Here is a 21,378-nt window from a genome sequence, read left to right as displayed (position 1 = left end):
GGGAGCTTTGCGGGTCGAACTGACGCTATCGCGGGCAAACCTGCTCGCCACATTGGAATGCGATCCCCTGTGGGAGCGAGCTTGCTCGCGATGAGGCCATTTCTGCACACACCTCTTTAAAGCCATGCGCAAAGCCATTCGTCTTTGCTTCAAAGGCCCATCCAACAAAAAGATTGAATAATCACATAAAATGTTATTTAAATAACAAAACAACAACGCCGGCATTAGCCTGGCAAGCCGGATCAAGGTGGGATAGCAATGAGCAAGATCGCAGTCATCGGCAGCAACATGGTGGATCTGATCACCTACATCGACCGCATGCCGGCCCAGGGCGAGACGCTTGAAGCGCCGGGGTTTGCCCTCGGTTGTGGTGGCAAGGGCGCCAATCAGGCGGTGGCCGCGGCCAAGCTTGGAGCGGATGTGCTGATGTTGACCAAGGTCGGTGATGACATGTTTGCCGACAACACCTTGGCCAACTTCCAGCGTTTTGGCATCGACACCCGTTACGTGCAGCGTGTGCCCGGCGTGTCCAGCGGTGTGGCGCCGATCTTCGTCCAGGCCGACTCCCACAACAGCATCCTCATCGTCAAAGGCGCCAATGCGCACCTCGCGCCGGCGGATATCGACGCTGCCGCGCAGGCGTTGCGTGAATGTTCGCTGATCGTTCTGCAACTGGAAATCAACGTCGAGACCGTTTACCACGCCATCGAATTTGGCCGCACGCACAACATCCCGGTGCTGCTCAACCCGGCGCCGGCCTTGTCAGGCCTGAGCCGCGAACACCTGGCGCAACTGGATTTCCTGGTGCCCAACGAGTCCGAACTGGCGCTGATCACCGGTCAGATCGTGGACTCGCCTGAGTCAGCCCACAAAGCCGCCCTGACACTGGTCGTCAGCGGCATCCGCCACGTGATCGTGACCCTCGGCCAGCAAGGCGCGCTGTATGTGGGCGAGGAGGGCGAGTTTCAGATTCCCGGCCTGTCGGTCGCCGCACGCGACACCGCCGGGGCGGGGGATGCCTTTATCGGTTGCTTCATTCATCACTGGAGCCGTGACCGCGACATCCGCGCCGCCATGACCCAGGCCGTGGCGTATTCCGCCTGCTCGGTCACAGGTCTGGGGACTCAAACCTCCTACCCGGACGCCACTGCATTCGCTGAATTCCAGCGCCGGTTCGACGCCTGACGCCGAGCTGATTCACCCCTCAACGCTTACCCCGGAGAACAACAATGACAAAGCCTCCGCTCCAACAGACGTCCGATGGTTTCTACCTGAACCGCACGCCCTGGTTCGCCTTCATTTTGCTGTGCAGCATCTTCGCGCTGTGGGCCGCCGCCGCGAGCATGAACGACGTGCTCATCGCGCATTTCAAGAAGGCCTTTCTGCTCAGCGATTTCCAGACGGCGTTCGTGCAATCGGCGTTTTACCTGGGCTATTTCTTCGTGGCGATCCCGGCTGCGCTGGTGGTCCGCCGTTTCAGCTACAAGACCACCATCCTCATCGGATTGATGCTGTACATGTTCGGTTGCCTGCTGTTTTTCCCGGCGGCGTCGACGGCCAAGTACGGCATGTTCCTGCTGGCTCTGTTTGTGATTGCGGCGGGGCTGTCGTTTCTCGAAACCGCCTGCAACACCTATTCGACGCTGATGGGCCCGCGTGAAACCGGCACTCGTCGCCTGAATATTTCCCAGACATTCCACCCGTTCGGCGCGATGGCCGGGGTGTATGTCGGCAGTTTTGTGATGTTCAAGGACACCGACGCAACCCGTGAGCAACTCACGCAAATGAGCGCTTCGGATGCGGCGGTCCAGCAACTGCAGATGATCCAGTCCACGCTATTGCCGTACAAATACATGATCGCGGTGCTGGTGTTGATGTTCATCCTGATCGCCGTCACCCGGTTTCCGAAGTGCAAGGGCAATCAACCGAGCAGCAAGAAAACCGCCAGCCTCGGTCAGAGCCTGTCGCGACTGTGGGGCAACAAGCGCTTTACCTTTGGCGTGCTCGCGCAGTTTCTGTATGTAGGGGCGCAGGTCGGGGTGTGGAGTTTCACCATTCGTTTGGCCATGCAATTGGGCGGCATGAACGAGCGCAGTGCCTCGTGGTTTTTGCTGACCACTTTCGCCGCCTACTTCGTCGGCAAGCTGATCGCCAACGTGCTGATGCGCAAACTGCACCCGGCCAAGGTGCTGGCGGTGTACGGCGTGCTGTGCATCGCGTTGCTGGCCTACACGATTCTGGTACCGAACATCACGGCGGTCTATGCGGCGGTGGGCGTCAGCGTGTTCCTCGGTCCTTGCTGGCCGACCATTTACGGCCTGACCATTGATGGCCTGGGCGAAGACACCGGCGTCGGCGGTTCGCTGCTGGTGATGAGCATCGTCGGTGGCGGGGTGATCCCGATCTTCCAGGGCCTGCTCTCCGACTACAGCGGCGGCAACATGCAATTGGCCTACAGCGTGCCGTTGCTGTGCTTCATCGTGATCGTGATGTACGCGGTGCGCTGCCTGCGTCACTCCGCCAGCGAACGGGCACCGGTCGGTGCGGTGGTCGCGTCATGAGTACGCGGATCAATCTGCATCCATCGCAGTTCGGTGAGGCGCGCAAGACCTTGCTCGAATCGCCAGCGTTCACCGTCAGCGCCTGGGTCTATCCCAGTGGTGTGCTGGCGGTGGAATTGGCCAACTCGCGCGGCAGTCTGGTGGTTTTGCCGTATCAGGGCCAGATGATCTGGTCCGCGGTGTTCGACGGTTGCGACCTGACCATGAGTAACCTGTTCAGCCAGCCTCGGCCCAGCCCGACCGTGATCGGCACCTACGGCTGCTTCATGTTCCACAGCGGCCTGTTGCGCAACGGTTGCCCAAGCCCCGAGGACGATCATCCGCTGCACGGCGAGATGCCTTGTGCGGCGATGGACCGTGCGTGGCTGGAGGTGGGTGAAGACAGCGCCGGCGGCTATCTTCGATTGGGCGGCGAGTACGAATATGCGCAGGGTTTCGGTGACCGATACCTGGCCAGCCCGAGCGTGACCTTGCATGCCAATTCAGGACTGTTCGACATCGCCATGCAAGTGACCAATCTTGCCGGTAAACCAATGGACCTGATGTACATGGCGCACATGAACTACGCCTATGTCGAAGGCGCCCGGTTCATCGAGCCCCTCGGTTTTGAGCGGGTGCGCGTGCGCAGCAGCGTGCCGGCCCACGTGAAACCGACGCCGGCCTGGACCGACTACATGCAAGCGTTGGCGCAAGATCCGCAGCAATTCAAGCGCCTGGATCAGCCGCAACTCTACGATCCCGAAATCGTATTTTTCTTCGACGATGTCCGGGCGGATGACAGCGGCCATGCGCATTTCCTGCTGAGCCATCCCGACGGCGCGGCGTTCTACACGCGCTTTCGACCGGATCAGTTCGAGCATGCCGCGCGCTGGGTCTTGCACAATCCCGATCAGCAAGTGGCGGCGTTCGTGCTGCCGTCCACCTGCGAACCGGAAGGCTATCGCGCCGAGTCCGCCAAGGGCCATGTGCGGTCGCTGGCGGCGGGGGCAACGGCGGACTTCAGCGTCACCACCGGCTACTTGAGTGCGGCGGAGCAACAAGCGCTGATCAGATGATCAGCTGCGCGCCGCTGGCGGTAATGGCGTCGCGGTAGGCCTTGGGGATTTTCTTGTCGCTGACCACGAACTGGAAATCCTCAAGGTTGGCGAAATGCGCGGTGCGCACGGTGTCGAACTTGCTGTGGTCGGCCAACAGCAGCCGCTGTTGCGCCTGGCGCAGGACTTTCTGCTTGACCTCCACTTCGTTGAAGTTGAAGCAGGTCACGCCGAAGTCCTGACTGACGCCGGCCGCGGAAACGAAGGCCCAGGTCAGGCGTACGCTGTCGAGAATGCCGGTTTCGCTGGTGTTCTCGAACACCTGGTTCTTGCGGTGAAACGTGCCGCCGCACATCACGACCTGGCAGTTGGGTTTTTGCGCGAGTTTGAGCAGCACGTTCAGGGAGTTGCACACGGCGGTGAACTCCAGCTCGTCGGGGATGAAATCGATCACGAAAGGCGTGGTGGTGCCGCAGTCGAAAAACACCGTGTCGCCCGGCTGGATAAACCCGGCGGCGAGTTTGCCGATGCGGCGTTTTTCCTCGACATGGCGGGTGTCCTGTTCGGCCACGCGGTAATCGCCGGGCTCGTTGCCATCGTGGATCTTGGTGATGTAGCCGCCGAGCAACCGCAGGTGGTCGGTGTACTTGCTGAGGTCGCGACGCAGGGTCATCTCGGACACGTCCAGCAATGCCGCCATCTCGCGCAAATGGATGGCGCTCTGGTCTTGCAGGGCTTGTTGAATCAGCTTGAGACGCTCGGCTTTTTTACTGTCCACAGGCATTCCGGGGGTTGATTGTTGGTGTTATTTAAGTAACATTATTTGTGAGTTTTGTAACGTTTTTGCGCGAATCACCCTCGATTGTGGCGCAGGGGCATTTGAATATACAAACAGGAGTTTTCGCGATGGCACACCTCGAACCCCAAGCGCTGGCGCAGTACATCGATCATACCTTGCTGGCGCCGGATGCCTCCCGCGAGCAAATCGCCACGTTGTGCCGCGAAGCAGCGGAACATGGTTTCTATTCAGTGTGCGTGAACTCGGGGCAAGTGCCCCATGCCGCGCAATGCCTGGCAGGGCAGCCCGTGAAAGTCTGCGCGGTGGTTGGCTTCCCGCTGGGCGCCGGGCTGAGTGACACCAAGGCTTTCGAAGCCGAGCGGGCGATTGCCGCTGGCGCAGGGGAGGTCGACATGGTGTTGAACATCGGCTGGCTGAAGGACGGCTTGTACGATCAGGTGCGGGACGACATTGCCCAGGTCTTGCAGGCGTGCGGCAAGGTGCCGTTGAAAGTCATCCTGGAAAACTGCCTGCTGAGCGACGCCGAAAAGGTCAAGGCCTGCGACATTTGCCGTGAGCTGAACGTCGCCTTCGTCAAAACCTCTACCGGTTTCAGCCGTAGCGGCGCCACCGTGGAAGATGTTGCGCTGATGCGCCGCACCGTCGGGCCTGACATCGGCGTCAAGGCCTCCGGTGGCGTACGCGATTACCCGACTGCGCTGGCGATGATCGAAGCCGGCGCCACGCGATTGGGCACCAGCTCGGGTATCGCGATCATCAGCGGCGCCCAAGCAGCAGGCGCCGGCTACTGATCAGTCGACTTTCAACACAATCTTGCCGATGTGATCGCCGGCTTCCATCCGCGCATGGGCCTGCGCCGCGTCGGTGTAGGCGTAGACCTTGTCGATCATCGGCAGGCAACGGCCGGCGGCCAGTACCGGCCAGACGTACTCGCGCAGCTGTTCAGCGATCGAGGCTTTTTCTTCGCGGGTGCGCGAGCGCAGCAGGGAGCCGGTGATTGTCGCGCGCTTGCTCATGATCCCCAACAAGTCGACGTCGTTGGCGCGTGCACCGCCGAGAAAGCCCAGCATCACCAATCGGCCTTCCATGCCCAGCGCCGCAACGTTCTGGTTGAAGTACGAGCCGCCCATGATGTCGAGGATGACATTGACGCCTTTTCCGGCGGTTTTCTCCTGGATGACCTGAACGAAATCCTGATTACGGTAGTTGATCGCTTCTGCACCGAGCTGGCGGATCGCCGCGCATTTTTCCTCGCTGCCGGCGGTGGCGAAGGCCTTGACGCCGAACTCGCGGCAGAGCATCAACGCGGTGGTGCCGATGCCGCTGGTGCCGCCGTGAATCAGTGCGCGCTGGCCTTTGCTGGCGCCGCCCATGTCGAACAGGTTGGCCCACACCGTGAAATAGGTTTCCGGGACTGCGGCTGCGTGGACCCAATCCATGCCTTCGGGTATCGGCAACGTCTGGCTGGCCGGGGCGACGCAATACTGAGCGTAACCGCCGCCATTGGTCAGTGCACAGACCTTGTCGCCGACAATGAATTCGCTGACGCCGGCACCGATGGCCACCACTTCACCGGCCACTTCCAGCCCCGGGATCGGGCTCATGCCGGGTTTCATCGGGTACTTGCCGGCGCGTTGAATCACGTCGGGACGGTTGACCCCGGCGGCGTGCACACGAATCAGCACTTCGCCGGCACCAGCGCTTGGAACCGGTTCCTGGCGCGGCTTCAGAACGTCGGGACCGCCGGGTTCGGTGATTTCAATCAGGGTCATGGTTTGAGGCAAAGTCATGTTGGGGTCCTGTCGAGAAAATTGTCTGTAAATGAGATCACATGAGCCAACCAATGATTCAGTCAAACCACCAATCCCTGTGGGAGCGAGCTTGCTCGCGATAGCGGTGTGTCAGTCAAATCGATGTTGGATCTGCCTACGTCTTCGCGAGCAAGCTCGCTCCCACAGGGGATTTGTCCAGCAAGCGCATTGCCTGTTCCAGCATCAGTGCAACCACAATGGCACCCGCCGCCACAACGAACAACAGCGCATGATGCCCGCCGCTGGCATTGAACAACGCCGAATAGGCAAATCCTGCGATCGCCTGGAACGTGGCGAACGACACCGTGGCGCGGCTCCAGGCAATCTGCTGCTCGTGATGGTTGGGGATCAGCTCATGCACCCGGGCCAGCGCCAGTGGCACGATGCCCGGCGGGAACGAGCCGAGGATCACTGCCAGCACAGCCAGCGCCGTGAAAGAACTCGCTATCGACAGCAAGCCCACTGCAATCGCCTGCACCACCAGCACCAGCCGGATACTCAACCGGGCGCCAAGCTTATCGGCCAGAAACCCGTAACTCACCGGCCCGATGATCGCGCCGAGGCCGTACATCACCCACATCAGAGCACCCACGTGCGCCCCGGCACCGAGCCCGCGGGCAACGTAATCCACCAGGAAGACCATCGCCGGCACCAGCCCGGCGGCCATGAAGGCGTATTGGGCGAACAACAGGTAAACGGCGGGATCGGTCGGAGTCGTGGATTTTTCATTCGACACTTCAGCGGCCTGAGGGTGCGCCGCTTTCGGCCAAGCGAACCAACTCGCGGCGGTCAGAGCCAGTGACAGAATGCCCAGGCCAAACCAGGTTTGCTGCAGCCCGAGGTTCAGCAACGGCGGGACAATCGTCCCCGAGCCGGCAATACCCAGGCCGATACCGAGGAAGATCGCGCCGCTGGCCAAGCCTCGGCGCGATGCTGGCACATGGGGCAATACCGTCGCAGCGACCAACACCATGATCGCGCCGCCCGCCACGCCGGACAGCAGGCGCCAGCCGAAGAACCAGCTCACCGACAAGGGAAAACCACAGGCAAAAAATGCCAGGGTCACGGCCACCATCATCAGGCGCAGGGCCGTGGTGTTGGAGGTGCGGTTGGCCAGCGGCCTGCCGATCAGCGCGCCGATCAAGTAGCCGACAAGGTTGGCGGCGCCGAGGTACACCACGTCGCTGGCGGAGAACCAGTGCGCCTGGATCAGCGACGGAATCAACGGCGTGTAGGCAAACCGCGCCAGGCCAATACTGACCAGGCTGGCGGCGAGGCCGGCGAAGATCGGCAGCCAGATTGCGCTGCGCGGGGTGGTCGATGTGCTGTGCATGAGAGCAGTCCTGTGAGGTTATCTCTGGCGTCCAGCGTATCGAGAATTATTGATGCAGTAATGCAGCGATTTCGCGCTACAGTGATGCGAATTTGCATCTGGAGGGGAGCCGCATGAATTGGGATGACGCACGGGTGTTTCTGGCGGTGTGCCGCGAATCGACGTTGCGCGGTGCGGCGCGGGTGCTGGGGGTCGATCAGGCCACGGTCGGGCGGCGGGTCACGGCGCTGGAAAAGTCCTTGAGCGCGACGCTGTTCCTGCGTACCTCCGAAGGTTACGCGTTGACGGCGGTCGGCGAAGCAGCCTTGCAGGCCGTGGAAAAAATGGAGGTCTCGGCGTTGGAGCTGGAACGGCAGATCCTGGGCCTGGACGATCGGCTCACCGGTACGGTGAGGGTCAGCACCACCGATTCGCTGGCCATCGATTTCCTGATCCCGGCGATTGCCCGGTTGCACGACAAACACCCGGATGTGCGGGTGCAACTGGACGCGTCCACGCAAATGATCAGCCTGGCCAAGCGCGAAGCCGACATCGCGGTGCGCAATGCCCGGCCGGACAACCCGGACCTGATCGCCCGGCGTATCGCCCGTTGGCCGGTGGGCCTGTTTGCCTCGCAAGAGTATGTCGACAGCCACGGCGTGCCGGAACCGGGGGCGGCGTTTGAAGGGCATGACCTGGTGGCTTACCAGCCGTATCTGGCGAGTAACAAGGAGATGACGCTGGTATCGGAACCGGTGAGCCGTGGGCGCATCGTGTCGAGCCTGGGCTCCGGCCTGCTGGTGCGTCGAGCCATTGCGGCGGGGCTCGGGCTGGGGGAAATTCCGGTGTACATGGGGGAGAGGGACGGGCTGGTCAGGCTGTGGCCGGAACGCACGCGACCGGTGCCCTATGACGTCTGGCTGGTGACCCACGCGGACTTGCGGCATACCGCCCGGGTCCGCGCGGTGATCGATGAAATTGTCGCGGGGTTTTCCGGCACCGGCGAATAAAAAAACGCGATCCCTGTCGCAGCTGGCTGCGACAGGGATCGCGGTTGACGGTTATGGCATTTCCGGCAGCTCTTGCGGCCGCAAATCAAACACCAACACTTCGGCATCCACGCCATTGCTCAAGGTCAGCACCTGTTCCTGGCGAACCCGCACGCCATCGCCTTCCTGCAACGGCACGCCGTTGAGTTCAACGCTGCCACGGGCCACGTGCACATAGGCGTAGCGGTCGGCGGCCAGTTCCAGAGTGGCGCTTTCCTTACCGTCGATCAGCGCGGCATACACCCGTGCATCCTGACGCACTTTCAGCGAACCTTTGTCCCCATCCGGGGAGATGATCAGTTGCAGGCGTCCGCGTTTTTTCTGGGTGCTGAAGTGCTCTTGCTGATAACGCGGTTTGGCGCCGCTGACTTCCGGCACGATCCATATTTGCAGGAAGTGCACCGGCCGCGTGGCCGAGTGGTTGTATTCGCTGTGCGCCACGCCGCTGCCGGCGCTCATCAACTGCACGTCACCGGGACGAATCACCGAGCCGGTGCCCAGGGTGTCCTTGTGTTCCAGCGCGCCTTCAAGCACGTAGGAGAAAATCTCCATGTCGCGGTGCGGGTGCTGGCCGAAGCCTTTACCGGCCGCCACGCGGTCGTCATTGATCACCAGCAGATCGGAAAAACCCTGTTCTTTGGGGTTGCGATAGTTGGCGAAGGAAAAGGTATGGAACGACTTCAACCAGCCGTGATTGGCGGCGCCGCGATCCGAGGCTTTGCGAAGGGTCAGCATGATGAAATCTCCTGTGGGGACGTTGATTCGTCCGAGTGAGGAGAAGGTTAATGTTTATCGGTTGGTGCAATAAGTAGATGGAAATTGAAATACTGTCTCTTTGGAGTTGACAGTTGTCTACAGGCTGCCAAGTATTTTCCTCCGACGCTGGCGTCATACTTGGCCATAATGCACAGCACTGTTTGAGGCCTGACACAAACCTCCTGTGGGAGCGGGCTTGCTCGCGAATGCGGTGTCACATTCAACATTTTGGGTGACTGATACACCGCTTTCGCGAGCAAGCCCGCTCCCACAGGGGATTGGTGTCTGGCAGATGGACTTTCTTTTGACTTCAGTGATTTTGAACCCATGAAAACCGTGGCTATGGTGTTGTTTCCCGACTTCCTCCTGCTGGACATGGCCGGCCCCATGGAAGTGTTTTCCATCGCCAATCGTTATCTGCCGGCGCACGAGCGCTACGAGCTGTCGACCATTGGCACTGAACCGGGCGCGTTGCGCGCCTCCAACGGCGTCAGCGTGCAAGCCGATCTGCACATCGATCAGGCGGCGCAGGCGTATGACTTGTTGCTGGTGCCGGGCGGTCCGGGGGCCTATAACGAAAAGCACCCGCCGTTGCTGTGCTGGCTCAAAGACGCCGTCGCACGGGCAGGGCGCTACGGTTCGATCTGCACCGGCGTGTTCGTGCTCGGGCACGCCGGTTTGCTGGACGGCTATCGCGTCACCACCCATTGGCATTACACGGAGCGCCTGATCAAGGGGTTTCCCGAGGCAACGGTGGAGACCGACAAGATTTACGTGCAGGACCGCAACCTCATCACCTCTGGCGGCGTGACCGCCGGCATCGACCTGGCGCTGGCGATTGTCGCCGAAGACCACGGCAAGAAAGTCGCCCAGGACGTAGCCAAGGTGTTGCTGGTGGTGATGAAACGCCAGGGCGGACAAGCGCAGTTCAGTCCGTTGATGGCCGCCGTCGCACCGCAGGAAACGCCGATCACCCGCGTGCAGAACCATGTGCTCGAACACCTCGATGAAGCCTTCAGCATCGAACGCATGGCCAGCTTCGCGAACATGAGCGAACGGCACTTTGCCCGCACGTTTGCCCGGGAAGTGAACATGACGCCCATGGAGTTTTTGCAGAGTGCGCGCATCGACAGCGCCCGCAACCTGCTGGAAACCAGCGACCTGCCACTCAAGACCGTGGCCTTTAAAAGTGGCTTCGGCAGTGTGCGGCACATGCGTTTTCTGTTCAGTGAAAAGCTCGGCCTGACCCCCAGCCAATACCGCGAACAGTTCAGCTAGAGCGATTGTGTCCGTCATGCGCACCGCGATGGCTGTGACACTCCTACCGTGGCAGTTGAACCGTCACTGTGGCCTGCCAAGATACTTGGCAACGCTTTGCAACGGAGGTGCGGGAGCCTGGAGGGCGCATGCGATGGGTGTTGTCGCACGGTGAGCCATGCCAGGTTGCAGCATGTGAATGGACATGAACAGCCTCATAGATCTGAACAGCGATGCGGTGCTGCGATTCGGCCCCTACGCCTTCCACCTGCAGCAACGGCTGATCCTGGAAGGTGATCGACCGCTGCGCATGGGCGGGCGTGCCCTGGACATTTTGCAGGTGCTGGTCGAGCGTGCCGGTGACGTGGTCAGCAAGGATGAACTGATTGCCCAGGTCTGGCCGACCTCCGTGGTCGAGGAAATCAACCTGCGTGTGCACATCGCGGCCCTGCGTCGGGCCTTGGGTGACGGGCAGGATGGCCAGCGCTACATCGTCAACATTCCCCAGCGCGGCTACAGCTTTATCGCCCCGGTGGAACAAGTGCCCGCGGGCATGCTGGTGTTGTTCGAGAACGTGCAAAAACACCAGCACAACTTGCCGGCCCGGTTGACGCCGGTGACCGGTCGGGATTCGATCGTCGGCAGTCTGGTCCGGCAATTGCCGGTCCGTCGCCTCATGACCCTGACCGGCCCCGGCGGCATCGGCAAGACCACGGTGGCGTTGCGTGTCGCCGAGCTGCTGTTGCAGCACTATGAAGACGGCGTGTGGCTGGTGGATTTCGCGGCGATCGATGACCCGGCGCGGGTGGTCGATCATCTGATTCAGACCCTTGAGCTGGAGGTCGGCACGACGCTGGACGTGCTGGCAAACCGACACACATTGCTGGTGCTCGATAACTGCGAACATTTGCAGGAACGCTGCCGGACCCTGGTCGAGGATTTATTGATCTCGGCGCCTCGCCTGTCGATTCTGGTGACCAGTCGCGAACCCTTGCAGGCGGTGGGGGAAACGGTCCAGCGCCTGGCCGCTCTGGCGGTGCCGCCCGCGTCGGCCTTGCACAGCGTCACCGAAGCCATGGGGTATTCGGCGGTGCAGTTGTTCGTCAGTCGCGCCCGAGCCCGTCAACAAGGTTTCGCCCTGCGCGAACAAGACCTCAAGGCTGTGCGCGAAATCTGCCAGCGGCTCGACGGTTTGCCGCTGGCGATCGAACTGGCGGCGGGGCAGATCGACGCCTTGGCGCTGGTGGGCTTGCAAGCGCAGCTCGACAACTGTTTTCAGCTGCTGACCCAAGGCCGGCGCACCGCCGTGCCCCGGCATCAAACCCTCAAGGCTGCGCTGGACTGGAGCTATGAACGACTCGGCGAACGCGAGCAAACCGTGTTGCAGCGCCTGTCGGTGTTCAAGATGTCTTTCACCCTTGATGCGGCGATTGGCGTGAGCAGTTGCGCAGTCCTCAAACCCGACGTACTGACGGCACTGGTGGAGCGACTGGTGGCCAAATCGTTACTGTCAAAGGATCAAGTCAACGGAACCAGCCGTTATCGTTTTCTCAACACCACCCGCCGCTATGCGCTGGAGAAGCTTGAGCTGAGCGGCCAACAGCGTCTGTTCGAGAGGCGTTACTCGCACTACATCAGCCGCGCGCGCAGAACCTCAGGGGCGCCATTGCCTATGGAGCTCGTCGAGTAAGCACCGGACTTTGTGCAAGTCCGGCGTCGCGAAACCTTCGGTGAAGCGGTTGTAGACCGGCGCCAGCAACTCATGGGCCTGCTGGTACAAGCCCTGACGCTGCCAGAGTTGCGCCAGTGAGGTGGCGCTGCGCAGTTCCCAGGCCAGGGCACCCTGATGCCTGGCCACATTCAATGCCCGAACCAGCATCTCTTCGGCCGCTTCGACATTGTGGGAACGAGCCTGCTCGCGATGATCCCCCTCCGACGGATTGTCCTGCGCCATCAACGCATCAGCCCTGGCGCGCAGTATCTCCGCCGTGCTCCATCCCGCCGCCCCGGTATCGGCCCGCTGCAGCAAGGTTTCATCGACAAAGCCGCTGTCGAGCGTAACCATGATTTCGCCGATCAAGCCCGCCCCCGGTCGAGCGGGCAACTGCGCTTCTTCGCGATCAATCACCTGCGCGTAATGCTGTGCCCAGTTATAAAACAGCAGCACCGAATGTCTTTGCGCCTGCTCTTGCAACAGGCGCAAGAGCTCGCGAGCGGTCTGAGGCTCGCCGTTGTAGTGGGCAATCAGGCACCCGGCCAGCGCCAGGGTGTAGCAGATCGACGTGCCGTGGTTGATCTGAATCGCGATGTCCAGCGCCTGCCGCGCGGTGCGCCAGGCTTGTTCCGGCTGGCCTTGCACCCAAAGGATGCGCGCCAGAATCGTCAGGGCGGCCACGCTCTGATCGTATTGCACGCCAAATCCGTGGGTGAAGCGGTTGAGGTGACCGCTCTGGGCCATGCGCTGGATGACCTGTTCGGCGTTCTCCCGCGCCAATGACTGATTACCGGAAAAGTGCAGCGCCAGAACGCGTAAGCGGTGTGTACTGAGTGACAGGACGGCGTCATCATCGCCTCCCAGTCGGTCGAATTGCTGGCTCTGCTCCAGCGCCATTTGGTAGTGACCGCAACTGAGGTTGACCGCCATGTGCCCCGACACCGCCCGGAGCTCACCTGCCACGTCGTTGGCGGTTTTGGCCAGGGTGCGGGCGCTGACGAACGCCTCGATGGTTTCGGCCGTGCCGCCCTGGGTGTGATAGCAGGAGCTGCCCAGCGCCAGCTTCAGGTCCATTTTCAGACGAGGGCAGGGCTCGGCGTTCGCGTCGAGCAAGGCCAGCGCCTTGCGCACGTAGACCCCGTGTTCCTTGAGCAGCGACAGTTCTTGCCAGAGTGGCGTAGACGTCGCCGCCAGACGGATCGCCAGCGCTTGCGGCCCCTGGCCATTCAAGCCCCAGTCGAGTGCCGAGCGAATGTCTTCTAGGCTGCGCGCGTAACGCTCGATCCACAGGCTAGTGGAAATCAGTTCCCAGTCTGCCCGGGCTTGATTCATCAAGGCCAGGCATCGTTGGGCGTGGCGTTCACGGGTGTCCGGCAGATCAGCGGCCTCGGCGAGTTTTTCCAGGGCATAACTGCGGGTCGTATCGAGCAATCGATAGAACACTTCTTCGTCGCCCACCTCGACATTCAACAGCGACTTGGCCACCAGTTGCGTGATCGAGCCAAACACCACGTCGGGCTCGATGTGTTCGCCGACGATCACCGCCGCTGCCGACTGCAACGTGAAACCACCCCTGAACACCCCGAGGCGGCGCAGGCATGTCTGCTCGCAGGCACTGAGCAACTGGAAACTCCAGTCGAGGGTGGCACGCAATGTCTGGTGCCGGCCCAGCGTCGACTGACAGCCCTGAGTGAGCACGCGGAAACTGTCTTGTAATTGCGCCAGCAATCCGTCGACACCAAAGTGTCCCACTTGCGCCGCCGCCAGTTCGATGGCCAATGGAATGCCGTCCAGGCGCCGACAGATCTCAATCGCCAGCGGCAGTTCTTCTTCGGTCAATTCAAAGCTGTCCTGGCTGGCCATGGCCCGTTCGACGAACAGCTGCAGCGCCGAAAACGTCAGCGCCTGCGCACGGTCGAGCACGGCGATGGGCGGCGGACAATCCAGCGAGTCAAGACGCTGAACGTATTCGCCCTCGGCGCGCAGGCTCTCGCGGCTGGTGGCCAGAATGTGCACCTGTGGGGCTGCGCGCAGGAGGCTTTCGCAGAGCAGCGCGATGGCATCGATCAGGTGCTCGCAGTTATCGATCACCAGCAGCATCTGCCGTTCGCGCAGATACGTCGCGAGGCCGCTCGCGGGTTCGGCGTCATGCAGCGACAAACCCAGCATCGTGGCCAGGTGAGTGCCGATCATCAACGGATCGCTGATCGGCGCCAGGTCCAGCAGGCGAATGCCGTCTCGATAGCGGCCAATCAATTGTTCCGCGACCCGCAGGGCCACGGTGGTCTTGCCGATCCCGCCCGGGCCGACGAGGGTGATGAAACGCTGGCGTGGCAGCTGCAGCATCAGGTTGTCGACCAGTGGCTGGCGACCAATCATGCGCGTGTGCCGGATGGGCAGGTTATGGCCGCTTGTTGCAGGTTCTTCGGCCTCGGGATGTTGCCCGATCTGTTGCAGTGAAAAGGGCGCCACAAAACTGTAGCCACGTTGGGCTACGGTGATGATGTAGCGCTGGCCGGCCTGGCCGTCGCCAAGGGCTTTGCGCAGCGCCGCCATGTGCACCCGCAGGTTGATGTCTTCGACCACGCTTTTGGGCCAGACCCTGGCGATCAGTTCTTGCTTGGCGACCACTTTTCCCGCGTGCTCCAGCAGGATCAACAGAATGTCGAGCGCACGCCGACCCAGGCGCAAAGGCTGGTCGGCCTCCATCACCAGACGTTGTCCGGGATAGACCCGGTAGGGGCCAAAATGGATGGCCTGTTCGGGGGAAAGGGTCAACGTGTCACTCCTGCTTGCAACCGTCTGGTACGCGATTTTCGAGCATATTCCTCAGGTTTTGAGGTGAACGCAACGCGGTGCCCGGAAGACTGTCGGGTGTTCGTCTGGACCGGTGCGTTCCCGGTGTCGTTCTCAAGCACCTGTTCATTGGGGGTGAGGGTAGCAAAGTACGTGTTACGGCTTTTGGCGCGCCAAGGAAAATTAACAACGTTTAACTCGTGCTCAATGTGGTCTACGCCCAAAACTCCCATCTGTAGGCGCTTTGCAGGAGCTGTCGAGTGCAACAAGGCTGCTATCTTTTGATCTTGTTTCTCAGGGGCAAAATCAAAAGATAGCAGCCTCGTTGCACTCGACAACTCCTACATCGCTGTCGCGAGGATCAAACATGTCATGAGGACGCTGGAATGAGCAACGTGGTGGTGGTCTATCACAGTGGCTACGGGCACACCCGTGTCTTGGCCGAGGCCGTCGCCCTCGGTGTCGAGCGGCACTTGGGCAGCACCAGTCTGCTGGTGCCGGTCGAGGACGTGGACCAGCACTGGGATCGATTGCACAGTGCCGACGCCATCATTTTCGGCGCCCCGACCTACATGGGCAGCGCTTCGGCGTCCTTCAAGAGCTTCATGGAATCCACGGCGGCGTTTTACCTGGCCCAGCCATGGCGCAACAAGCTGGCGGCGGGGTTCACCAACTCCGGCTGCCTGTGCGGCGACAAACTCAACACCTTGCTGCAGCTGGCGGTGTTCGCCGCGCAGCATTCAATGATCTGGGTCGGCCTCGACGTGCTGCCGGCACGTTCGAGCACCGGCGTGTTCGACGGACAGCTCAATCGCCTCGGCAGTTCGCTCGGGGTCATGGCCCAGTCGAATGTCGAACAGTCCCCCGAGCTGGCGCCTCCGCCAGAAGACCGCTGCACCGCCGCGCACCTGGGCGAGCGCGTGGCGCGACTCGCCGAACGCATGGGCCACTCACCGCTTTGAAACACCCCAACACTCGAAAAGGAGATATCGCATGAGTACATTCACGACCCGAGACGGCACCGAGATTTATTACAAGGACTGGGGCACCGGTCAGCCGATCGTATTCAGTCACGGCTGGCCGCTGAACGCCGACAGCTGGGAGTCGCAGATGATCTTCCTGGCCTCCAAAGGCTATCGGGTCATCGCCCACGACCGCCGTGGCCATGGTCGCTCCAGCCAGCCGTGGACCGGCAACGACATGGACACCTACGCCGATGACCTGGCGCAGTTGATCGAGTTGCTCGACCTCAAGGATGCCGTGCTGTTCGGCTTCTCCACCGGCGGCGGCGAAGTGGCGCGCTACATCGGTCGCCACGGCACTGGCCGCGTGGCCAAGGCCGGACTGATTTCCTCGGTGCCGCCGTTGATGCTCAAGACCGCAGCCAACCCCGGCGGCCTGCCGATCGAAGTGTTCGACGGCATTCGCCAGGCGTCCCTTGCCGACCGTTCGCAGCTGTACATCGACCTCGCCAGCGGACCGTTCTTCGGCTTCAACAAGCCGGACGCCAAGCCTTCCCAGGGCATGATCGACTGGTTCTGGATGCAAGGCATGTTGGCGGGCCACAAGAATGCCTATGACTGCATCAAGGCGTTCTCCGAAACCGACTTCACCGAGGACTTGAAGAAGTTCGATATCCCGACGCTGGTGGTGCATGGCGACGCGGATCAGGTGGTGCCTATCGAAGCGGCGGGCATTGCGTCGGCAAAACTGGTGAAAGGTTCTACGCTGAAGATCTATCCCGGTGCACCCCATGGCTTGACTGACACTCACAAGGATCAGCTCAACGCTGACCTGTTGGCGTTCTTGAAGGGATGAAGAACCCCGGCGCGGATTTAAATCCGCGCCGGTTTTCGCTGCTGGTGAGAGCAGCTAACTGTCGAGATCGAGTCCATGAAAAAGCTGACGAATGCCACCGGCGCACCGGTGGTCAATAACCTCAACATCCAGACTGCCGGCCCTCGTGGGCCGGCACTTTTACAAGACATCTGGCTGTTGGAAAAACTAGCCCACTTTGACCGCGAAGTCATCCCTGAGCGGCGCATGCACGCCAAGGGCGCGGGCGCTTACGGCACGTTCACCGTAACCCACGACATCAGCCGCTACACCAAGGCCAGTATTTTCAGTGCCGTGGGCAAGCAGACGCCGTTGTTCGTGCGGTTTTCCTCGGTGGCCGGTGAGCGCGGCGCGGCGGATGCCGAGCGCGATATCCGTGGCTTCGCGGTGAAGTTCTATACCGATGAAGGCAACTGGGACATTGTCGGCAACAACACGCCAGTGTTTTTCTTCCGCGACCCGCTGCGTTTCGCCGACCTCAACCACGTGGTCAAGCGCGACCCACGCACCGGTCTGCGCAACGCCACCAGCAACTGGGATTTCTGGACGCTGTTGCCGGAGGCGCTGCATCAGGTGACCATCGTCATGAGCGATCGCGGGATTCCCGTCAGTTTCCGCAACATGCACGGTTTCGGCAGCCACACGTTCAGCCTGATCGACCGCGACAACAAACGGGTGTGGGTGAAGTTTCACTTCGTCTGCCAGCAAGGCATCGAAAACCTTACGGATGCCGAGGCGCAAGCTGTGGTCGGCAAGGACCGCGAAAGCAACCTGCGGGACCTGTACGAGGTCATCGAGCAGGGCAATTTCCCGCGCTGGAAATTGTGCATTCAGGTGATGGAGGAGGAACAGGCCAACACCTACCGGCACAATCCATTCGACCTGACCAAGGTCTGGCCGCACGCTGAGTTCCCGTTGATCGAAGTCGGCATCATGGAGCTCAACCGGAACGCCGAGAACCACTTCGCCGAGATCGAACAGGCCGCCTTCTCGCCGGCCAACGTGGTGCCAGGCGTGAGCTTTTCGCCGGACCGCATGCTTCAGGCGCGGCTGTTTTCCTATGGTGACGCTCAGCGCTACCGCTTGGGGGTCAACTTCAATCACATCCCGGTCAACGCACCGCGCTCACCGTCCCACAGCTATCACCGCGACGGCGCCATGCGTACCGACGGTAACCTGGGTGGCACCGCCAGTTATTTCCCCAACAGCGTGGGCGAGTGGCCTGATTCACCGGAGCTGGCCGATCCGCCGCTGCCGCTGGAAGGCTTCGCCCAGCACTATGACCATCGGCTGGAAGAGGACCATTACGAACAGCCGGGCAACCTGTTCCGGTTGCTGGACCCGGTGCGCAAACAGTTGCTGTTCGACAACACCGCACGGGCGATGAATGGCGTGCCGCAGGCGATTCGCCAGCGCCACATCGACAACTGCACCAAGGCTGATCCGGCGTATGGGTTCGGTGTGGCTGAGGCGTTGGAGCGGCTTTCTCCGCTGGGCTGACGCAACCCACGTAGCAGCTGTCGTTCGACAGCTGCTACGAAGCGTGCGACACCGAATATTACGCGTGAAGTTCGGCGGCGTAGGCGGGGCGGCGGGGAAGGGGGCGCACCGTACGGCAACGCCAGGCGAACGGGGTGATACCTTCGCTGCGGGTGAAGATGTGACAGAAATGTGCCTGATCGCAGAAGCCGCATTCGAGGCTGATTTGCGTCAGGGTCAGTTCGGTGTCCTGGATCAATTGCTTGGCGCGGGCAATACGCTGCTGGCGAATCCAGTCCTGGGGCGAGAGCCCGGTGCTGCACTTGAATGCGCGGGAGAAATGACTGCGCGAGAGGGCACAGGCGTGAGCCAGCTCGGTCACTTCAATGGTCTCGTCGAGGCGCTCGAGGATCAGCTGCTTGACCAGGCTTTCGCGCCACGGGGTCAGGCCGCCGGTGGTTTTCTTTCGCGTTTGAGTGGCAGTCGCGCAGGCGACGTTTCGCTGAGATTGGGCCATGACAGATGTCCGTGTCGGTGAGCTTCATTCTTGGTCGCGACGCGCTGGCAGGCGAGTTAAACGTTGTTAATTCCGTCCGTGTACGAGGTGGGCAACAGCGCTAACTCAGCACATTGCTGCAATTTCCAAGGGCCTGTCCCGTGCACAATCGACGTCATCGTGCGGCGTTTGCATGGCCGCTTTTTTGACTCGATCAAGGTGAAAGTATGAAACATTCTCTGGCAAGTGCATTGGGGCTGGTGGTGGCGATGACAGCCGGAGTGTGTGCGGCGCAGGCGCCTGCACAGGTCGGCACACAAGCGCCGGGCTATTTCCGCCTGGCGGTGGGCGATTACGAAGTCACGGCGCTGTTCGACGGCTACAACGACCTGTCGCCCAAACTGCTCAAGGGCCTGACCCAGAGCCAGATCCGCGCGCTGCTGGCTCGCCGTTCGATTGAAACACCGGGCGTGCAGACCGCGTTCAACGCTTTTTTGATCAACACCGGCAAGCAATTGATCCTGGTTGATACGGGCGCGGGCCAATGCATCGGCGCCACGGCCGGCATGCTCTCGGACAACATGAAAGCCGCCGGTTATGAGCCTGCGCAAGTCGATACGATTTTGTTGACGCACCTGCACCTGGACCACGTCTGCGGGCTGGTCGACGCCCAGCACAAACCCGTGTTCGCCAATGCCACCGTCTTTGCGGCGAAGGCGGAAGCCGCTTACTGGCTCGATCCCCAGGCGCTTGCCAAGGCACCCGAGGGCGCCAAGCCGTATTTCAAAATCGCCCAGGACTCGACCGCACCGTATGTGTCCGAGGGACGTTTCAAGACGTTCGATGCCGGTCAGTCGCCGGTGCCGGGTGTAGTCGATGCGGAGCTGGAAGCGGGGCACACGCCAGGCAGCACCACCTACCGGTTCACTTCCCAGGGGCAGAGCATTCTGTTCATGGGCGATCTGGTGCATAACCTCGCGGTGCAGTTCGAACACCCTGAAGTGTCGATCGGTTTCGACGTCAACAGCCAACAGGCGATCAAGAGCCGCGCCACCGTATTCACGGCAGCAGCGGCGAGCAAGACCTGGGTGACGGCGGCGCACTTGCCGTTCCCCGGCATTGGCCACATCGCCGCCCAGGGCAAGCATTTCCAATGGGTGCCGGTGGAATACGGGCCTTACAAACGTGCGGCGAACGTGCCATTGATCGAGTAAAGTCGCCGGCTGAACACAACAAGGGAACCGTGCCTATGAACCGTAACGATCTGCGTCGCGTCGACATGAACCTGTTGGTGATTTTCGAAGCGTTGATGTTCGAGAAGAACCTCACTCGGGTGGCTGAAAAACTGTTCATGGGCCAGCCGGCAGTGAGTGCGGCGCTGGCACGGTTGCGTGATCTGTTCGACGATCCGTTGTTGCTGCGCAATGGGCGCGCCATGGAGCCGACGGCGCGGGCGCTGGCGATTCTCAAGGAGCTGCAACCGGCGATGGATGTGATTTCCGGGGCGGTGAGCCGGGCCAAGGAGTTCGATCCGACGACCAGCTGCGATGTGTTTCGTATCGGTCTGTCGGACGATGCCGAGTTTGGCTTGTTTCCGCCGCTGTTGACGCAGCTGCGCGAGGAGGCGCCGGGGATTGTCGTGGTGGTGCGGCGGGCCAATTATCTGTTGATGCCGGCGTTGTTGGCGTCCGGGGAAATTTCGGTGGGGGTGAGTTACACCACGGATTTGCCGGCGAATGCCAAGCGCAAGACCTTGCGTGATATTCCGTGCAAGGTGTTGCGTGGTGACAAGCGTCCGGCGCCGCTGACGCTGGATGAGTATTGTGAGCGGCCGCATGCGATGGTGTCGTTTTCGGGGGATTTGAGCGGCAACATTGATCTGGATCTGGCGAAGATCGGGCGCTGTCGGCGGGTGGTGTTGGGGGTTCCGCAGTTCAGTGGGTTGCGTGCGTTGTTGGCCGGGACTGAGATGATTGCGACGGTGCCGGATTATGCGGCGTGTGCGTTGGTTGAGGGCTGTGCGTTGAGGGCTGAGGATCCGCCGTTTCCGATTGAGGCTGCGCAGTTGTCGATGGCTTGGAGTGGGGTGCATGACAATGATCCGGCGGAGCGGTGGTTGCGGGCTCGCATTAGTCAGTTTATGTCGCTTCCTTTGGCTATTCCTGGTTGAGCGTGAACGTGGCGGCCTTTGGGCCGACCAATCTCTTTCGGGTGTACATCGAACCCTGTGGGAGCGGGCTTGCCCGCGATGGCGGCCTGACAGCCGACCAGTCTCTTTCGTGTGTACACCGAACTTGTGGGAGTGAGCCTGCTCGCGATGGCGGCCTGACAGCCGACCAGTCTCTTTCAGGTGTACATATCCGTTGCTGCGGTAACGGCCACCTAGGGTTTCGCCCTTATGTATGGACTCGCCCACACTGACTACCTGCTTTTCAAACACTGCTACCCGGTTGCATTTATGTATAAGGCCTGTCCGAG

At 61.3% G+C, this 21,378-nt stretch carries 18 protein-coding genes; 12 read left to right on the top strand and 6 right to left on the bottom strand.

Annotated features, from left to right (window positions below; translation table 11 throughout):
• Positions 1-258 precede the first annotated feature (258 nt).
• The 3 genes from rbsK to HNR03_RS00080 are packed head-to-tail and all read left to right on the top strand — an operon-like array spanning position 259 to position 3,616.
• Positions 259-1,185 carry a ribokinase gene (rbsK, locus tag HNR03_RS00090; protein ID WP_259149977.1) on the top strand — a complete coding sequence of 309 codons (927 nt, stop codon included), beginning with the start codon at positions 259-261 and terminating at the stop codon, positions 1,183-1,185.
• 44 nt (positions 1,186-1,229) lie between these two features.
• Complete coding sequence (gene fucP, locus HNR03_RS00085; protein ID WP_090182619.1) at positions 1,230-2,561, top strand: L-fucose:H+ symporter permease; 1,332 nt, start codon at positions 1,230-1,232, stop codon at positions 2,559-2,561.
• On the top strand, positions 2,558-3,616 hold the full coding sequence (locus tag HNR03_RS00080; RefSeq protein ID WP_259149975.1) for an aldose 1-epimerase family protein: 1,059 nt from the start codon (positions 2,558-2,560) through the stop codon (positions 3,614-3,616). The genes fucP and HNR03_RS00080 overlap by 4 nt, the downstream gene beginning before the upstream one ends.
• Here HNR03_RS00080 and deoR read toward each other — a convergent pair.
• Positions 3,609-4,373 carry a DNA-binding transcriptional repressor DeoR gene (gene deoR / locus HNR03_RS00075; protein WP_259149974.1) on the bottom strand — a complete coding sequence of 255 codons (765 nt, stop codon included), beginning with the start codon at positions 4,371-4,373 and terminating at the stop codon, positions 3,609-3,611. The two genes, HNR03_RS00080 and deoR, sit on opposite strands and share 8 nt — an antisense overlap.
• 128 nt (positions 4,374-4,501) lie before the next feature.
• On the opposite strand from deoR, the gene deoC reads away from it, so the two are divergent.
• Positions 4,502-5,185: a deoxyribose-phosphate aldolase gene (gene deoC / locus HNR03_RS00070; protein ID WP_259149972.1), complete on the top strand. Its 684-nt coding sequence runs from the start codon at positions 4,502-4,504 to the stop codon at positions 5,183-5,185.
• On the opposite strand, the gene HNR03_RS00065 is transcribed toward deoC, so the two are convergent.
• Positions 5,186-6,184: an NAD(P)H-quinone oxidoreductase gene (locus tag HNR03_RS00065; protein WP_259149971.1), complete on the bottom strand. Its 999-nt coding sequence runs from the start codon at positions 6,182-6,184 to the stop codon at positions 5,186-5,188. It lies immediately after the preceding gene.
• Between the two features lie 136 nt (positions 6,185-6,320).
• Entirely contained in the window at positions 6,321-7,538 is a 1,218-nt protein-coding gene (locus HNR03_RS00060; RefSeq protein ID WP_259149970.1) for an MFS transporter, read from the bottom strand.
• Between the two features lie 113 nt (positions 7,539-7,651).
• Between HNR03_RS00060 and HNR03_RS00055 the strand changes: the two genes are divergently transcribed.
• The gene (locus tag HNR03_RS00055; protein WP_259149969.1) at positions 7,652-8,527 is read left to right on the top strand and encodes a LysR family transcriptional regulator; all 876 of its coding nucleotides are present in this window, start codon (positions 7,652-7,654) and stop codon (positions 8,525-8,527) included.
• A gap of 51 nt (positions 8,528-8,578) precedes the next feature.
• On the opposite strand, the gene HNR03_RS00050 is transcribed toward HNR03_RS00055, so the two are convergent.
• Positions 8,579-9,301, bottom strand: a complete 723-nt coding sequence (locus tag HNR03_RS00050; protein ID WP_259149968.1) for a pirin family protein — start codon at positions 9,299-9,301, stop codon at positions 8,579-8,581.
• Positions 9,302-9,649: 348 nt separating this feature from the next.
• Between HNR03_RS00050 and HNR03_RS00045 the strand changes: the two genes are divergently transcribed.
• Positions 9,650-10,600: a GlxA family transcriptional regulator gene (locus HNR03_RS00045; protein WP_222585885.1), complete on the top strand. Its 951-nt coding sequence runs from the start codon at positions 9,650-9,652 to the stop codon at positions 10,598-10,600.
• A gap of 184 nt (positions 10,601-10,784) precedes the next feature.
• Positions 10,785-12,269 carry a helix-turn-helix transcriptional regulator gene (locus tag HNR03_RS00040; RefSeq protein WP_259149967.1) on the top strand — a complete coding sequence of 495 codons (1,485 nt, stop codon included), beginning with the start codon at positions 10,785-10,787 and terminating at the stop codon, positions 12,267-12,269.
• On the opposite strand, the gene HNR03_RS00035 is transcribed toward HNR03_RS00040, so the two are convergent.
• On the bottom strand, positions 12,234-15,071 hold the full coding sequence (locus tag HNR03_RS00035) for a helix-turn-helix transcriptional regulator (protein ID WP_259149966.1): 2,838 nt from the start codon (positions 15,069-15,071) through the stop codon (positions 12,234-12,236). The genes HNR03_RS00040 and HNR03_RS00035 overlap by 36 nt on opposite strands.
• 404 nt (positions 15,072-15,475) lie before the next feature.
• Between HNR03_RS00035 and HNR03_RS00030 the strand changes: the two genes are divergently transcribed.
• The 3 genes from HNR03_RS00030 (at position 15,476) to HNR03_RS00020 (ending at position 18,425) form a co-directional block, all read left to right on the top strand.
• Complete coding sequence (locus HNR03_RS00030) at positions 15,476-16,051, top strand: flavodoxin family protein (RefSeq protein WP_090182636.1); 576 nt, start codon at positions 15,476-15,478, stop codon at positions 16,049-16,051.
• Between the two features lie 31 nt (positions 16,052-16,082).
• On the top strand, positions 16,083-16,907 hold the full coding sequence (locus HNR03_RS00025; protein WP_259149962.1) for an alpha/beta fold hydrolase: 825 nt from the start codon (positions 16,083-16,085) through the stop codon (positions 16,905-16,907).
• Positions 16,908-16,982: 75 nt separating this feature from the next.
• Positions 16,983-18,425 (top strand): catalase, encoded by a 1,443-nt coding sequence (locus HNR03_RS00020; RefSeq protein ID WP_259149961.1) that lies wholly within the window; start codon positions 16,983-16,985, stop codon positions 18,423-18,425.
• A gap of 58 nt (positions 18,426-18,483) precedes the next feature.
• Here the strand turns inward: HNR03_RS00020 and HNR03_RS00015 are convergent, their stop codons facing one another.
• On the bottom strand, positions 18,484-18,921 hold the full coding sequence (locus tag HNR03_RS00015) for a helix-turn-helix domain-containing protein (protein WP_259149960.1): 438 nt from the start codon (positions 18,919-18,921) through the stop codon (positions 18,484-18,486).
• A 206-nt stretch (positions 18,922-19,127) separates the two neighbouring features.
• Here HNR03_RS00015 and HNR03_RS00010 point away from each other — a divergent pair, with 206 nt between their 5' ends.
• Positions 19,128-20,114, top strand: a complete 987-nt coding sequence (locus HNR03_RS00010) for an MBL fold metallo-hydrolase (RefSeq protein WP_259149958.1) — start codon at positions 19,128-19,130, stop codon at positions 20,112-20,114.
• Positions 20,115-20,149: 35 nt separating this feature from the next.
• Positions 20,150-21,070, top strand: a complete 921-nt coding sequence (locus HNR03_RS00005; RefSeq protein ID WP_259149956.1) for a LysR family transcriptional regulator — start codon at positions 20,150-20,152, stop codon at positions 21,068-21,070.
• The last annotated feature ends 308 nt before the right edge of the window (positions 21,071-21,378 follow it).

It is taken from the genome of Pseudomonas sp. JAI111 (genome assembly GCF_024809425.1).
Taxonomy (GTDB): Bacteria; Pseudomonadota; Gammaproteobacteria; order Pseudomonadales; family Pseudomonadaceae; genus Aquipseudomonas.
Note: the sequence above shows the minus strand (reverse complement) of the source record. Positions and strands in the feature narration are given on the sequence as shown.